This is a genomic window from Sphingomonas sp. Leaf28 (genome assembly GCF_001421685.1).
In the GTDB taxonomy this organism is placed as follows: domain Bacteria; phylum Pseudomonadota; class Alphaproteobacteria; order Sphingomonadales; family Sphingomonadaceae; genus Sphingomonas; species Sphingomonas aurantiaca.
The window spans coordinates 151,432-165,523 of sequence record NZ_LMKX01000001.1 but is presented as its reverse complement, the minus strand read 5'-3'; the positions used below and the strand labels follow the sequence as shown (position 1 = coordinate 165,523).

The 14,092-nt window shown below is 68.0% G+C and carries 14 protein-coding genes; 4 read left to right on the top strand and 10 right to left on the bottom strand.

What is annotated here, in order from left to right; all coding sequences use genetic code 11:
* Positions 1 to 71: 71 nt before the first annotated feature.
* On the bottom strand, positions 72 to 317 hold the full coding sequence (locus ASE79_RS21505; protein ID WP_156359475.1) for a hypothetical protein: 246 nt from the start codon (positions 315 to 317) through the stop codon (positions 72 to 74).
* Here ASE79_RS21505 and ASE79_RS00815 point away from each other — a divergent pair.
* On the top strand, positions 316 to 684 hold the full coding sequence (locus tag ASE79_RS00815; RefSeq protein ID WP_156359474.1) for a hypothetical protein: 369 nt from the start codon (positions 316 to 318) through the stop codon (positions 682 to 684). The two genes, ASE79_RS21505 and ASE79_RS00815, sit on opposite strands and share 2 nt — an antisense overlap.
* Positions 685 to 1,086: 402 nt before the next feature.
* Complete coding sequence (locus tag ASE79_RS00810; RefSeq protein ID WP_056410840.1) at positions 1,087 to 1,521, top strand: hypothetical protein; 435 nt, start codon at positions 1,087 to 1,089, stop codon at positions 1,519 to 1,521.
* Positions 1,522 to 1,698: 177 nt separating this feature from the next.
* On the opposite strand, the gene ASE79_RS00805 is transcribed toward ASE79_RS00810, so the two are convergent.
* From ASE79_RS00805 to ASE79_RS00795, 3 genes are all read right to left on the bottom strand, one after another.
* Positions 1,699 to 1,917 carry a hypothetical protein gene (locus ASE79_RS00805; protein ID WP_162236981.1) on the bottom strand — a complete coding sequence of 73 codons (219 nt, stop codon included), beginning with the start codon at positions 1,915 to 1,917 and terminating at the stop codon, positions 1,699 to 1,701.
* Between the two features lie 67 nt (positions 1,918 to 1,984).
* On the bottom strand, positions 1,985 to 5,182 hold the full coding sequence (locus ASE79_RS00800; protein ID WP_416354490.1) for an efflux RND transporter permease subunit: 3,198 nt from the start codon (positions 5,180 to 5,182) through the stop codon (positions 1,985 to 1,987).
* Positions 5,179 to 6,456, bottom strand: coding sequence for a TolC family protein (locus ASE79_RS00795; protein ID WP_056410833.1), 1,278 nt, complete (start codon positions 6,454 to 6,456; stop codon positions 5,179 to 5,181). Before ASE79_RS00795 ends, ASE79_RS00800 begins: the two co-directional genes overlap by 4 nt.
* Positions 6,457 to 6,590: 134 nt before the next feature.
* On the opposite strand from ASE79_RS00795, the gene ASE79_RS00790 reads away from it, so the two are divergent.
* Together ASE79_RS00790 and ASE79_RS00785 are read left to right on the top strand one after the other, a co-directional pair.
* Positions 6,591 to 7,268, top strand: coding sequence for a response regulator transcription factor (locus tag ASE79_RS00790; RefSeq protein ID WP_082444985.1), 678 nt, complete (start codon positions 6,591 to 6,593; stop codon positions 7,266 to 7,268).
* Complete coding sequence (locus ASE79_RS00785; protein ID WP_156359472.1) at positions 7,255 to 8,607, top strand: sensor histidine kinase; 1,353 nt, start codon at positions 7,255 to 7,257, stop codon at positions 8,605 to 8,607. The genes ASE79_RS00790 and ASE79_RS00785 overlap by 14 nt, the downstream gene beginning before the upstream one ends.
* On the opposite strand, the gene ASE79_RS00780 is transcribed toward ASE79_RS00785, so the two are convergent.
* From ASE79_RS00780 to ASE79_RS00755, 6 genes are read right to left on the bottom strand one after another with little or no spacing between them, the layout of a single operon-like run.
* Positions 8,604 to 9,149, bottom strand: coding sequence for a phosphatase PAP2 family protein (locus tag ASE79_RS00780; protein ID WP_056410827.1), 546 nt, complete (start codon positions 9,147 to 9,149; stop codon positions 8,604 to 8,606). The two genes, ASE79_RS00785 and ASE79_RS00780, sit on opposite strands and share 4 nt — an antisense overlap.
* Positions 9,146 to 9,772 (bottom strand): class I SAM-dependent methyltransferase, encoded by a 627-nt coding sequence (locus ASE79_RS00775; protein ID WP_056410824.1) that lies wholly within the window; start codon positions 9,770 to 9,772, stop codon positions 9,146 to 9,148. The genes ASE79_RS00780 and ASE79_RS00775 overlap by 4 nt, the downstream gene beginning before the upstream one ends.
* Positions 9,769 to 10,428 (bottom strand): tetratricopeptide repeat protein, encoded by a 660-nt coding sequence (locus ASE79_RS00770; RefSeq protein WP_056410821.1) that lies wholly within the window; start codon positions 10,426 to 10,428, stop codon positions 9,769 to 9,771. The genes ASE79_RS00775 and ASE79_RS00770 overlap by 4 nt, the downstream gene beginning before the upstream one ends.
* Positions 10,425 to 11,204 (bottom strand): SDR family NAD(P)-dependent oxidoreductase, encoded by a 780-nt coding sequence (locus ASE79_RS00765; RefSeq protein ID WP_056410818.1) that lies wholly within the window; start codon positions 11,202 to 11,204, stop codon positions 10,425 to 10,427. The genes ASE79_RS00770 and ASE79_RS00765 overlap by 4 nt, the downstream gene beginning before the upstream one ends.
* Complete coding sequence (locus ASE79_RS00760) at positions 11,191 to 13,281, bottom strand: AMP-binding protein (RefSeq protein ID WP_056410815.1); 2,091 nt, start codon at positions 13,279 to 13,281, stop codon at positions 11,191 to 11,193. The genes ASE79_RS00765 and ASE79_RS00760 overlap by 14 nt, the downstream gene beginning before the upstream one ends.
* A complete protein-coding gene (locus ASE79_RS00755) occupies positions 13,278 to 13,808 on the bottom strand; it encodes a thermostable hemolysin (protein WP_082444983.1) in 531 nt (176 codons plus the stop codon). Before ASE79_RS00755 ends, ASE79_RS00760 begins: the two co-directional genes overlap by 4 nt.
* Positions 13,809 to 14,092: the final 284 nt, after the last annotated feature.

Genomic DNA, 14,092 nt, shown 5'->3' with positions numbered 1-14,092 from the left:
GCGGTCGTCGCTGCTCGGAGTAATTCGACGAGGCCGGTGAGCCGCCGATCAGGACGTGGTGAACGCGTCGATCAAGTCGAAGTGGCGTTCGTTTTTTCCGCCAGAACAAGAACATCGGCCAGATAGGCGCCGATCAGCGTTTCACCCTGCGTGTCTGCGAGCTGGAGCGCCCGCGCTATTGCGGCATGCAGCGACATCGCGTCGGGATCGTCGGGATTATCCATCCGCTCGTCGAAGGCATTTTGGTGTTCGATGACAATGGCATAAATTAAAAATCGACGGACATATGTTGTGGAAGCCGTCCCCGAGCCGGGCATGTACTTGCGTATGTTTGGTGATCGCGACCGCAGCAAAGCCGCCCAAGCCATTCTGGTAGCAAGGGCATTTCGGAAAAGACTTTTTCCCAGCGAGATCTTCGATGACCATGCCTGGGGTATGCTTCTGGTTCTCTTCATCGCATTTGCCGATGGCGAGGTGATATCGGAAATCGCGTTGCTGGAACGTGTGGGCCTTAGCGTAACCGCAGGACGCCGCTGGATCGCGCATCTCGTCGGCGAGGACCAGATCGAACTGCGCGAAGGCGGCGGCGGGGTGACGCTGTCCGAAACCGCACTCACCAAGTTGCGCATCTTCCTCGACGAGGCCTGCGATGTCTCAAACTGGCTCGTAAGCGTCCGGCATTGATGCTGGCTTTTCGAGTGCAGGCACAAAAATGGGCGACCGCAGCCGCCCAAGGGAATGGTGTCGAAGGGGGCCAACGACACGCACTTATTGGGTTAGTCTAGCTGTCCAATTATTGCAAGCCGGGCATGACCTCCGAGCGACGGACCTGGGAGCTTGCGGGCCACACGGGTGGCGGTCCGAGCCTCAACTGTCGGGGGCGGGCGGCTGAAATCAGCCATCTCGTGGCGGGTGTCGGATCTGCGATGGAGTGGGAATGCCGTTTTACAGCGTGGTGATTGGCCCCGTGCGCCCATTCTCCACCAACGGGGGGGGCCCGTTGGCCTGAATTTGAGGCCTGACAAGCGTCAGTGCTCCCCGTAAAAGTGCGGGATGCAACATTTTTCACGGCTTTCACTGCCATTCGTGTGCCTGATTGTTCTGGCGGGTTGCGACCCGGCACCTACGGCGAACACGAAATCGCCAGCGCAGAAGTCCATCGAGGCAGACATTGGCCAGGTCGAGGAGGACGTGCGTCTTGCCGCGGCGAACAAGCGAATCGACGAACTCGAACGCCAGGTCGCGGAATTGCAGGCGACCCCCGAAAAGCTCGACCTCCAGATGTTGTCGAAGCGTGTGGACCTGCTCGAAGCGGTGACGCAGGGAAGTGCCGCTGGCCAGACGCGCGCAGACACGCCGGACTTGCCCGATGCGAAGCCCAACGCGAAACAGCCTTCGCAATCCAGCAGTGCCACGCCGATCGTGCCGAGGCGCAGCGCCAACCCGCTGTTGCAAACACCGGACACGCAAACGCGACTGGCGACCCCCGAAGAGGCAAAGGCGTTCCTTCGCAAGCAATGAGCGCGCGAACGCGTTGTCGCGGAGCGGTGCGGAGGGATGGCGACAATCGGCAGCACCGGTCCTTTGCCAACGAGGGTTTGATCAGCACGGGGCACGGCCCGTCGCGACAGGCCCGTTCGTCGAGTAGGCTCCGCCAGGACGTCGCGTCCACGGTGCCGGGCCGCGACGAACGGCGCTTCAGTCCCGACCTGACGGCGAAAGACGGCGAAAAGGGCCAGCTGTCGGGGAGGGGGCACCCGACCAGAACGTCGGCGTCACCCAGTGCTTGCCGACCAGATCGGCCGCGAACACCCTGACCGCGACCTTGTCGATGCTCGGCGGGATGCGCGGATCGCGGTCGACGAGTTTGCATCGCTGCACGCGTTCCGTGGACCGGCGCGGTTTCTCGGCGAACATCGGCGGCAGCATCCCGCGACGTTGCGGGGAGTGTCGCGGCGGTGCTGCCGAGCGCGTCGGTCGGCGATCAGTTCGCCGGACAATCGGGTTCGGACGAAGTCTCCGACCTTTTGTCGCGAACGAGCCAGCGGTACAGGCTGGGCAGCAGCACCAACGTCAGCAGAGTCGAGGTGACGATGCCGCCGATGACGACGGTTGCGAGCGGGCGCTGGACCTCGGCGCCTGCGCCGCTCGCGATCGCCATTGGCACGAAGCCGATCGATGCGACGAGCGCGGTCGAGAGTACGGGGCGCAGGCGATCGCGCGCGCCTTCGCGGACCGCGTCGTCGACCGGACGCGGATCGCCGTCGCGACCGTCGCGCAGCGCATTGATGTGGTCGACCAGCACCAGCCCGTTGAGCATCGCGATCCCCGACAGCGCGATGAAGCCGATCGCCGCGGTGATCGAGAAGGGCATGCCGCGCAGCCACAGCGCCAGCACGCCGCCGGTCACCGCGAACGGGATGCCGGTATAGACGATCGCCGCCTCCTTCACGCTGCCGAGCGCGGCGTAGACCAGCAGGAAGATCAGGACGAGCGCGGCGGGGACGACGATCGACAGGCGCTTCTGCGCGGCCTCGAGCTGGTGGAACTGGCCGCCGAACTCGATCCGGTAGCCCGGTGGCAGCTTCACCTGGCCCTCAACCGCAGCGCGCGCCTTGGCGACATAGCCGGCGAGATCGCTGGTGTTGAGCGTCACCATCAGCGCGGCGCGGCGCTTGCCGCCGTCGTGCAGGATCGGCTCGACCTTCGGCGTCACGCGCAGCCGGGCGACGCGCGACAGCGGCACCATGCCATAGTCGCCGACGCGCAAGGGTAGGGCGAGGATCGCGGCGGGATCCGCGCGCAGGCTTTCGGGCATGCGGACGACGATCATGTGGCGCGCCTCGCCCTCGGGGATGAAGCCGACTTCGGCGCCCGCGATCGCCTCGGTGATCGCGCTGTTCACTTCGGCGGTGCCAAGGCCGAGGCGCAGCATCGCGGCGTGGTCGAGCTCGACGACGATGCTCTTGGGACGACCGGCGGTTTCGAACTCGACATGCTCGGTGCCGGGCTGCTTGTCGAGGATCGCCTTGGCCTGTTTCGCCGCGCGTTCGAGGACGTCGTAATCCTCGCCGAAGATCTTTACCGACACGTCGGCGCGCACGCCCTCGAGCATTTCGTTGAAGCGCATCTCGATCGGCTGCGCGAATTCGAAGCTCTGGCCCTTGTAGACCTGCCGTCCGATCTTCTCGATTCCGGTAACCAGTTCCGCCTTGGTCTTGGGCTTGCCGTCACCGGTCGGCCAGTCCTTCTCGGGCGTGTAGAAGATATAGAGGTCGTTCTCGTTGGGCGGCATCGGATCGGTGGCGACTTCGCTGGTGCCGATCCGCGAGAAGGTGTGGCTGACCTGCGGGAATTGCGCGCGGATGCGGCGTTCGGTCTCCTGCTCGATTCTGAGGCTGCGTTCGAGCGACATGCCGACCGGGCGATAGACCATCGCAGTGATCGCCCCCTCGTCGAGCTGTGGCGTGAACTGCGACCCGAGCGTCTTGAACACGCCGAACGTCACCGCCAGCATGACGAGCGCGCCGAGCACGAGCAGCTTGGGATGCGCGAGCGCGCGGTCGAGCGTCGGCGCATAGCCGCGCTCGGCGAGCCCGATCAGGCCCTTGTGGCGGCTGTCGTCCTTGTCGCTGGCGGGCGAACGCAACAGCCAGGCGGACAGCGCGGGGACGACGGTGAACGTCCAGACGAGGCCTGCGACAATCGCCAGCATCACGGCTTGCGCCATCGGCTGGAACAGCTTGCCCTCGACCCCGCCGAGGCTGAGCACGGGGACATAGACGAGCGCGATGATCGCAATGCCGAACATGGTCGGGCGAGCGACCATCCGCGCGGCGTCCGCCACCGTGTCGCGGCGTTCGTCGGCGGTGAGGTCGTCACCCTTCGCGCGGCGGCGTTCGGCGAGCAGCCTCAGGCTGTTCTCGACCACCACGATCGCGCCGTCGACGATCAGCCCGAAGTCGAGCGCGCCCAGACTCATAAGGTTCCCCGACACACCGATCGCGTGCATCCCCGACACGGTGACGAGGAAGGCGAGCGGGATGACGAGCGTGACGATCAGCGCCGCGCGCCAGTTGCCCATCACCAGCAGCAGTACGAGCGCGACGAGCAGCGCGCCTTCGCCCAGATTATGCTCGACCGTCGAGATCGTCCGGTCGACCAGCTCGGCGCGGCTATATTGCGGGTGGATCACCATGCCCTTGGGCAACGCCGCCTGGATATCGGGGAGCGCGTCCGCCGCGCGCAGCGCGACCTCGCGGCTGTTCTGCCCGACCAGCATCATCACGGTGCCGAGGACGGTCTCGCGCCCGTTCTGCGTCGCGGCCCCCTGGCGCGGCGCGGCGCCGATCACGACGTCGGCCAGATCGCGGACCTGGAGCGGCAGGATGCCGCCGGCGAACTTGACCGGGATCGCGCCGATATCGGTCGCGCTCGTCACGCGGCCGTTGGTCAGCACTGTAAAGCGTTCGGCGCCGCGCGCGATGATGCCGCCGCCCGCATTCGCGACGTTCTTGCCGACCGCCTGCGCAAGTTCGGCCGCGGTCACGCCGTGCATCGTCAGCCGCCGCGGATCGGGCTCGACGACGAACTGCTGTTCGAGACCGCCATTGGAGTTGACGTCGGCGACGCCCATGACCGCACGCAGCATCGGGCGGACGGTATATTCCTGTGCCTCGTACAGCTCCATCAGCTGGCGTTGCGGATCCATGCCCGGCGGCGGCCGCTTCCATTCGAGCGTGTAGTAATAGATTTCGCCGAGACCCGTCGTGATCGGCGCAAGCTGCGGCGAGGCGCCCGGCGGCAACTGGTCGCGCACCGCGTTCAACCGCTCGGTCACGAGCTGGCGGGCGCGCATCTGGTCGGTGCCGTCCTTGTACAGCAACGTGACCTGGCTGAGCCCGGTCTTGGTCAGCGAGCGAGTCTGGTCGAGCCCCGGCTGGCCCGCCATCGCGCGCTCGATCGGCAGCGTCGCGAGCCGCTCGATCTCCTCGGGCGCAAGGGCTGGGACCATCGTGTTGACCTGCACCTGCACCCCGGTGATGTCGGGGATCGCGTCGATCTGCAGGCTCGCGAACGACCACAGGCCGACCGCGGCGATCAGCGCGGTCACCACCGCGATCACCAGCCGGCGCCGCGTGACGAAATCGAGCAGACCGCCCATGGCCGAACGCGCGATCATCGGGCGAGCGCGGTGCCGCCGTTGAGTGCGCGCAGCATCAGCAGCGCCTCGAGCGCCTCGCGGCGCGTGTCGAGCAGCGCGTTGGTCGCGTCGATATAGGATTGCTGCATCTGCATGTAGATCGCGAGCGGGATCGCCCCGAGCTGGAAGTTGCGATTGGCCTCCTCGGCGGTATCGGCAAAGCTGCGCGGCGTATTCCCATCCCATTTGCCGAGCGCGGATCGCTTGGCCTCGTACTGCGCCGCCTGGTCGAACACGTCGCGCGCGACGCGCCGTTCGGCGTTGATGAGAGTCGCGTTGGCCTGCGCCTGTCGCCCCTGTTCGACCGCGACCTCGCCAGCCTGCCGGTTCCACAGCGGGATCGTCGTCGAGAGGCGGACGCCATAGTTCGTCTCGCGGATGTCGGAGCGTGCGCGATCATAATAGGGCCCGACGCCGACGATCGGGAGCCGCGCCTTGCGCGCCAGATCGACTCGCAGGCCCTGCTGCTCGAACTGCGCGCGCAGCGCCTTCAGCTCGAAATTGTTCGCGGTGGCGTTGGCTGCCAGCGTCGTGCCCGATGGGAGATCGGGGAGCGACATGTCAGGGCGGACGATCCGCAGCCGCGCGGCGAACGGCGCACCGCGCAACTGGTTGAGCTCGTACAGCGCCGAGTTCGCCTCGGCGTCCGCGATCGCGGCGGTGCGCTCCGCGCTGATCGCCCCGGCCTGGAGCGAGGCGGCCTCGAGCCGGGGGGCGGGGCCCGCCGGGTCGCGCGAGACGATGACGCGCGCCAGCGTCCGCATCCGCGTCGCGACCTCGCGCGCGACACCCGCCTTTTCGTCGGCGGCGAACAGCGCATAGCCGAGCGTGCGCGCGCGCGCCGCCAGCGTCGCGTCGAACTGCTGGAGGCCCATCTTGGCGAGATCGACCTGCCGCTCGGCGATCGCGCGGCGCAGCGCTATGCGGCCGCCGAATTCGATCGGCTGGACGACCGAGACGGCATAGGTCAGCCCGTCGCCGAGCGGCATGCCGGTGGTGCGATCGTCGGCGCGGCGCTGGCCGAATTCGACGACGGTTTCGGGATCGGCCCAGCGCCCGGCGGCGGATCGCTCGACGCCTGCGGTCTCGATCTGCCGCTGGTAGAATTGCCGCTCGGGATTGTTGGCGATGACGTCCTGCGCGAGACGATCGAGCGAGATTGCCGTCCCCGCCCGGGTCTGCGCCGACATCTGGGCGTGCGCGGCGGTCGGCATGACGGCACCGACCATCAGCGCGAGGGCAACAATCCGCATTTCCGTGATTCTCCAAGGGGATAACCTTGAAACGCCGGTAGCGGCTGGGTCGCGGGCCCGTCGATTAAATCCGCGTTCAGACTCTGAACTGCAATTCAATTGACGGCGTGCCGCCCAGGCTGCGAACAGGGTTCGTGACGCATATCCTGCTCATCGAGGACGACGCCGGCACCGCGCACGAGATCATGCTCGAGCTGCGCGCGAACGGTTATGCGGTGACTCACCATGGCCTGGCGGGGGAAGGCTTCGTCGCGGCGCAGGACGATGGCGCCGACCTGCTGATCGTCGACCGGCAGCTTCCCGATGGCGAGGGGCTCGACCTGATCGCGCGGCTGCGGGCCGAGGGCCGGCGGACCCCCGCGCTCGTCCTCAGCGCGCTCGGCAGCCTCGACGACCGGGTCCGGGGACTGCGCGCAGGCGGCGACGATTATCTGCCCAAGCCGTTCGCGCTGGTCGAGCTGGTGGCGCGCGTCGAGGCGCTGTTGCGCCGACCGAACGAGACGCGCGACACGCGGCTGATCGTCGGCCCGCTCGACCTCGACCTGCTGGCGGGGACCGCGACGCGATCGGGGCGGGCGCTCGACCTGCTGCCGCGCGAATTGAAGCTGCTGGACTATCTGGTCCGCCGCCCCGACCGGATCATCACGCGGTCGATGCTGCTGCGCGATGTCTGGGGCTATACATTCGAGCCCAACAGCAACGTCGTCGACGTGCATATGGGACGCCTGCGCCGCAAGGTCGACGGCGAGGGCGAACCGCAACTGATCCGTAACGTACGCGGGCAAGGCTATGTGTTCGATGTCCCGGTCTGATCCGCGGACGCGTGCGACATGGCGGTGGGGCGGGGCGATCGCGGCGTTGCTGATCGTCCAGTCGCTGGTCGTCGCTGGACTGTTCTGGGTACTGGCGAACGGCAGCCATCGGCGCATGGCCGAGCGCGGCTTCGTGCGCGATTGCCGCGATCTGGCGGCGATCGCGGCGCCCGCGCGGCCGGCGGGCGTGCGCGCCATGTTGGAGCGCGACATCCACCGCGATCGCTTTCTCGCGCTGTTCGCCGCGGACGGCGCGCTGATCGAGGGGAATATCGCCCGGCTGCCGCTGGCAGGGATCACCGCGCACGGATCGGTGGTCGCCGAGGTCGTGACGACCGAACTGCCGGGCAAGACGCGCGACACCGCGCGGCTCGTCATCTGCGCGATGTCCGATGGATCGCGGCTGGTGACGGGGGTCGATCTCGACGATGCGGAGGAGGCACTGCGCGTGGTCGAGCGGTCGCTGGCGATCGCGTTGATCCCCGCAATCCTGCTCGCGATCGGGTTCGGCCTCGCGGCCGGGCGGCGTGCTGCGCGACAGGTCGATGCGGTCCGCACGCTCACCGCGCGGATCGTCGCGGGCGACCTGGCGGAGCGGCTGCCCGTCGGGACCGATCCCGACAGCTTCGGGCTGTTGTGCGCGCACATCAACGCGATGCTCGACCGGCTGCAGATGCTCGTGACCGAGGTCCGCGGCGTCGGCGACGATATCGCGCACCAATTGCGCACGCCGCTCACCCGCCTGCGCGCGCGAGTCGAGCGCGGGCTGCGCGAGGCCGATACGCGCGCGGGGTTTGAGGCGGTGGCCGATGCGGCGCTCGCCGAGATCGATACGCTGCTGGGGATCGTCGCAGCGTTGCTGCGGATCCGCGAACTCGAGGATCATGCGCGCCGCAGCCGCTTTGCCGCGGTCGATCTCGCGCGGCTTGTCGAGGATGCGTGCGAGCTGCACCGGCCGACGGCGGAGGATCGCGGGATCGACCTGACCTGCGAGATCGCCCCTGTCGCGCCGGTCGAGGGCGATGCGAGCCTGTTGATGGAGGCGGTATCGAACCTGATCGACAATGCGATGAAGTTCGGGCCGGCCAATGGTCGCGTGCTGCTGTCGCTGCGGCATGAGGGCGGGGCGGTAGTCGTGACGGTAGCCGATGACGGGCCGGGCGTGCCCCGCGCCGAGCGGTCGCTGGTCACGCAACGCTTTTATCGCGGCCGGCAGGATTGCGAAGGCGCAGGGCTGGGGCTCAGCCTGGTCAACGCGATCGCCGACCTGCACGGCATCACGCTGGTGTTCGCCGATGTCGGCAGCGCGGTGTCGTTGGTTGCGCCGGCGCGCGGTTAGAAGCGCATCGCGACGTCGATGCCGCCACCGCCCGATCCCGCCCAAGGCGTGAGGCGCACGCGGTCGTTGTGGCGCGCGGTGAGCAGGAACCCGCTGGCGCCGCCGATCACCGCGCCGGCAAGGACATCGTGGACATAATGCTTGTCGGCCCGGACGCGCGCGACACCGACGAACGACGCGACGAGCAAGGCCGGCAGCCCCGCCTCCCAGCCATAGCGCTTTTCGAGCGAGGCGGCCGCGGCGAACGAGACCGAGGTGTGGCCGGAGGGAAAGCTCTTGTCGTCGCTGCGATCCGGGCGGCGCTCATGGATCAGTTCCTTGAGCGCGAACGTCGTCCCGCCCGCGACGAGCATGCTGCCCCCGGCCTCCAGATCGCCGCGCCAGTCGCCCTGGATCGCGGGCACGCCGAGCGCTGCGCCGACGAGAAGGTCGCGGCCGATATCGCTGGCATCAGCCCAGCCCTTTGGCGATGCCGTCGCGGGTGAGGCGCACGTAACGGGGATGACGACAGCGAGTGCGGCCGCGGCAATTCGAAATCTCATGCTGCATTGTCCTTCGGCACGCGTGGTGTATCCAGGGTTGCGATCATGCCGGCGACGCCGAACCCCGCATCGACGGTGGCGATGGTCGCGGCCGGGCCGAGCATCGTGCGCAGGGTTGCAGCATTGAACAGCCGGTGCGTCGGGCTGCTGCCAAGCCCGATCCGTTGCAGCGAGTCCGCGGTCGTCACGTAGAGCGCGAGCCGCCCGCCCGGCCGCAACACTCGCAGCAGTTCGGCCAGCACGGCGCGGTCGTCGTGCCAGAAATAGACGACGTTGGTGGCCAGGATCCGATCGATGGACGCATCGGGCAGGGGGATCTCCGTAAAGGACGCGCAGTGGAAGATGACGTCTGTGTGGCGGCGTCGCGCCGCGTCGATCATGGCCTGCGAATGATCGAGGCCGTGGACGCGCCCGCCACCAGCCGCCGCCGACAGAGCGGGGATCGCATCGCCGGTGCCGCAACCGAGGTCGAGCACCGTGTCGCCGCTCCGGACGTCGAGCGCGGCGATCGCGAGGCGGGTCGGGCGGCGATTGGCGATGCGCATCGCCTGCCCGACGAGCCGGCCGCCGACGCCGCTCGGACGTGCGAGCTGTCGCCCGAGCGCGGCGGCGAGCGCGTTCACGCGGACTTGAGCTTGGCGTTGATCTTGACCAGCAGCGCGCGCATTTCCGCGCGCCGCCCGGCATCCCATACCGGTCGCGCCGCGTTCACCGGCGCCTGGAGGCCGCGTTGGACATATTGCTTGGCCTGGGCGGGATGGCCCTCGTCGTTGAGGAAGTCGGCATAGAAGAAGTTGTTGTCGAGGCCGTTCGGATCCTGCTTCAGCGCCGCCTCGAGCAGCGCGCGCGCCTTTGCGGTGTTGCCGAAGCCGATCGGGAAACCGGGGACACGGTAGTAGAGCACGCCGAGGCTCATCTTGACGCCGCCATCGGCGACGTTCGGGTCGATGCCTTGCGCCTTTTCCAGGATCTCCCGTGCCGACCGCGCAAAGCCCAGCTGTCGCAGCACGCTCGCGCGCGCGGCTTCCTCGCTGACGACGATGCCCTGCCACAAGAGCGGCTCGGCCCGGCCGGGATAGCGCGCCGAGACCTGCGCGGCCTCGCCCGCGAGTACGTCGAGCTGGCGATATTGCTCGTTCCTGTCGGCGACCTGATAGCGGATATGCGCCCATTGGTCGTTGATGCGGCGGACCGCGGCATCCATCGCCGGATTGTTACTGGCATTGGCCGAGCCCGCCAGCGCGAGGGCGACGAAAGCGAGAGCGTAACGGACGATCATGAAAGGGCTCCTGAGGGTTTGTCCTGGAAAAGGGTTCGGGCGGTCAGCACCTGTCCGGCGAGGCCGCGATCGACCACGCCGGGCAGCAGTGCGTTGAGCTGGGTGAAGACGCGTTCGGGCAGGCCGATCGACACGTCGCGTTCGCGCCGCTCGATCGCGCGGAAGATGCGGTCGACGACGGTGGCGGGGTCGTCCGCGCTCATCTTGGTCAGCGCCATGAAGCGTTCGATCGTCGCGGTGTTGAACCCGGTCCTGACCGCGCGCGGCGCGACGTGCGTGACCGCGATGCCGCGTCCGCCCAGTTCGCGGCGCAGCGCCTGACTGAGGCCTTTCAGCCCGGCCTTCGCGCTCGAATAGGCGGTGAAATACGGATAGGGGACCGCGCCCATCACCGATCCGATATTGACGATCTGGCCATCGCCGCGCGCGATCATCCGGGGCACGACGGCGCTGGCTAGAACCGCTGGTGCGACGAGATTGACCGCATAGCCGAGCGCGATTCCGGTCGCGCCCTGCTGCTCGAACGGCCCGAAATATTGGAGGCCGGCGACGTTGGCGAGGATGTCGACGTGCCGGCCCGCGAGCTGCGCGCCGAGATCGGCGAGCGCTGCGGGATCGGCGAGGTTCGCGACGAGGTGATCGTCACACGCAGGCGACGCGACGCGGTCGACGCCGGTGACGTGCGCGCCGCACCCGCGCAGCCGTGCTGCGAGCAGCCCGCCGATCCCGCCGGCCGCGCCGGTCAGGACGATGCGGCGACCTTCAAGCGGCGACACGCGTGGTCTCCAGCTCGATCCCGGCGAACAGCGCGCCGAACAGCCCGAACATCGCGTTCGCCATGTCGATGATCGCACGCTGGTCCTCGGGATCGTCGATCCGGTTCATCAGCTTTTCGAAGAAGACCATATGATCCTGGTCGAGCGCACCGTGCGACGTGAGATAATGGAACGCCGAGTCAGGAAGCCCGAGCGCCGATTGCACCGCGCCCGCGCCATGGCTCGCCATCGCGATGCTGGTGCCCTCCAGGACATAGACCATGCCGAAGAACGCGGCCGGATTGCCCTGGCGGATCGTCTCATACGCATGTTCGACCATCGCGCGCGTCGCGGGCGCTGGCGCGTGGCTGGCGACGAGGCTGTTGCCGCCGGCCGCCTCGATATCCTCGAGGATCCAGAATTCGTGGCCGGTCTCCTCCTCGATATACTCGTCGAGCGCCGCGACGAGGACGGGCCGGTGCGTGAGCCGGGCGCGCGCTTCTTCCATCAGCGGCACGGTGTGGCGGACATGGTGGAACGCCTCGGTGAGGTAGGCGATGTAGTCCGCGCGCGTGATGCGGCCGGTCATCCCGGCGACGAGTTGCGGCGTCATCGCGAAACGCGCCTGCGCCTCGCGGGTCTCGGCGACGAGACGGTCGAAAAAGGGCTGGTCCATCGAAATCTCCTGGTCTGGATAGGCGGCGTCGATCGCGGTACGGCGCAGGCGGCCATTGCCGGTCAGCAGTCCGGTTGCTGGGGTGAAGGGCGCGACGACCTGCCACCGCGCGATCCGGGCATAGGCAGGGAGCGCAAGGTTGGCGGCGGCAACCGCGGCGGCGATATCCGCGCTCGGCGATGAGGGTACGATCAACGCATCGAGCGTCGCCTGCCCCTCGCCGCGCACCATCGCCTGGAAGATCGCGGGCTGGCGTGTCAGGACGCCCTCGACCCATTCGGGCGAGACGTTGCGGCCGTGGCTGGTGACGATCAGCGCCGACTTGCGCCCTTCGATCCATAGCCGTCCGGCGTCGTCGATCCGTCCGATATCGCCCGTCGCGAGCGGGCCGGGGGTGCGGGGCGCGCCGACGGTGCCGAGGAACAGCGGCCCGTCGATCAGGATCTCCCCGTCCGCGGCCAGCCGCACGCCGTTCGCGCCAATGCTCCGCCCGACGCTGCCGCGCGATGCCGGATCGCCGTCGTCGAGCGCGACGACCGAGGCGCATTCCGTCAGGCCGTACCCCTGGCGCACCGGCAGCCCCAGCGCGGCTGCGGCGTCGAGCAGCAGCGGATCGATCCGCGCGCCACCGACCGCGACGAGCGACAGGCGCGGGAGCCGGAGGCCTGTCGCGCGCAATGCCGCGACGAGGCCCGCGAGATAGTCCGGAACGAGGATCAGCGAGGTGATCGCCTGCCGCTCGATCGTCTGCAGCAGCGCGGCGATGTCGGGGCGGAACGGATCGGCCATGCCGATCGCGACTTGCGGCAGCGCGACATAGGTGCCGCCCGCCAGGATGGTCGCGTAAAAGCCGGCGACGTTTTCGAGCAGGATGCCGGGGGACAGGATCGGCAGGTGCCGCCCCGCATGATGCACGCCGAGCGTATCGACCACGGCCTGCGCGACTCCCAGCAGATGGTCGCGCGACAGGCAGATGCCCTTCGGATCGTCGGTCGATCCCGATGTGAAGGTAATGCGCGCGGTACCGTCAGGCAGGTTGCGCGCCGGCCGGGCGCGGTGATCTTCGTTGACGTGAACGGCTGGCTGCGTGTCGAGCGACAGGGTCACCGGGCCGGAGAGCCGTATCTCCGCGCCGGCCGCGTCGAGCGCGTGATCGGTCTGCGCGGGCGTGAAGAAGGAGGGCAGCGGGATCGTCACGATGCCTGCTTCGAGCAGTGCGAGGTCGAGAATGCATTCGCCGATGCCCTGATCGAGCTGGAGCGCGATCGGACGGCCGCCTGCAAAGCGTGTCGCCAGGTCCTGCGCGATCGGCGGCAGCACGCGCGCCAGCGTCGCCCAGCTGATCGGCTCCGCGCCGTCGATGGCGATCGCCTCGGGCTGGGCCTCGGCATGGCGCATGACCGCGTCGAGCAACCGCGTCATGCGCGCGCACTCCGATCGAGCCGCGTTCGGCAGGCATCGATGTCGCCGGCACAGACCACGGGGTCGGTCTGGTAATAGCGCCCCCAGGCCGAGCCTGCCTCGCCAAGCGCCTCGATCCGTGCCGGTGCGAGTTCGATCAGGTCGAGCCCGAGCCGCGCGAACATCGATCGCAACGGGCGTGTCAGCACCGCGACCGCGACATCCGCCTGCCCCGTGAGGGCGGCTGCGGCTTCGCGCCACAACGTCATCGTGGCGCCGGGGCGCTGCGAGGCATGGTCGCCGAGCTCGAAGATCCGCGTGCGGGGCACCGGGCGGCCGAACCGCTCGGTCAGTAAGGCCTCGATCGGGCGATCGAGATACGTCTCGAGGAACAGCGTGCCGGCACCGGCGAGCCGGTACCCCAGGGTCGCCTGCGGCACGTCGGGCGCACCGATCGTCAGATAGGTCGGGTAATCGCTGGCGGGTATCGCGCCATGAACGGCGGCGTAACGGTCGTGGATCAGCGAAATCAGCGCGGCATCGTGCATATGCATCCTCCCAGATGCAGCTTGGACGCCGCCCGAAACTGGTCACCTCAGTCCGCGGTGACGAAAATGTTTCCGGGTGCTATTTTATAGTGTGCCACGTGGCCTGATCGATGACTTTAGTGGTGCCAGTGCTGATACCGGCAAGGTTTCTGATACTGAGTATCAATAAAGGAATGCGGTCACGCTATCATGAACTTGATTTTATTCGCCGGTTGCTGGCGTGGAGATGGCAGACACCTTAGATAAGCGCCCTTGATGCGGTTCGCTCGCTCCGCAACGGTCGT

Bases quoted from the DNA above. Each gene is read 5' to 3' on its own strand.
- ASE79_RS00770 (WP_056410821.1), bottom strand. From the start codon at position 10,428: ATGATCGTCCGTTACGCTCTCGCTTTCGTCGCCCTCGCGCTGGCGGGC.
- ASE79_RS00805 (WP_162236981.1), bottom strand. From the start codon at position 1,917: ATGTTCGCCGAGAAACCGCGCCGGTCCACGGAACGCGTGCAGCGATGC.
- ASE79_RS00815 (WP_156359474.1), top strand. From the start codon at position 316: ATGTACTTGCGTATGTTTGGTGATCGCGACCGCAGCAAAGCCGCCCAA.
- ASE79_RS00755 (WP_082444983.1), bottom strand. From the start codon at position 13,808: ATGCACGATGCCGCGCTGATTTCGCTGATCCACGACCGTTACGCCGCC.
- ASE79_RS21505 (WP_156359475.1), bottom strand. From the start codon at position 317: ATGCCCGGCTCGGGGACGGCTTCCACAACATATGTCCGTCGATTTTTA.
- ASE79_RS00785 (WP_156359472.1), top strand. From the start codon at position 7,255: ATGTCCCGGTCTGATCCGCGGACGCGTGCGACATGGCGGTGGGGCGGG.
- ASE79_RS00780 (WP_056410827.1), bottom strand. From the start codon at position 9,149: ATGAGATTTCGAATTGCCGCGGCCGCACTCGCTGTCGTCATCCCCGTT.
- ASE79_RS00760 (WP_056410815.1), bottom strand. From the start codon at position 13,281: ATGACGCGGTTGCTCGACGCGGTCATGCGCCATGCCGAGGCCCAGCCC.
- ASE79_RS00800 (WP_416354490.1), bottom strand. From the start codon at position 5,182: ATGATCGCGCGTTCGGCCATGGGCGGTCTGCTCGATTTCGTCACGCGG.
- ASE79_RS00795 (WP_056410833.1), bottom strand. From the start codon at position 6,456: ATGCGGATTGTTGCCCTCGCGCTGATGGTCGGTGCCGTCATGCCGACC.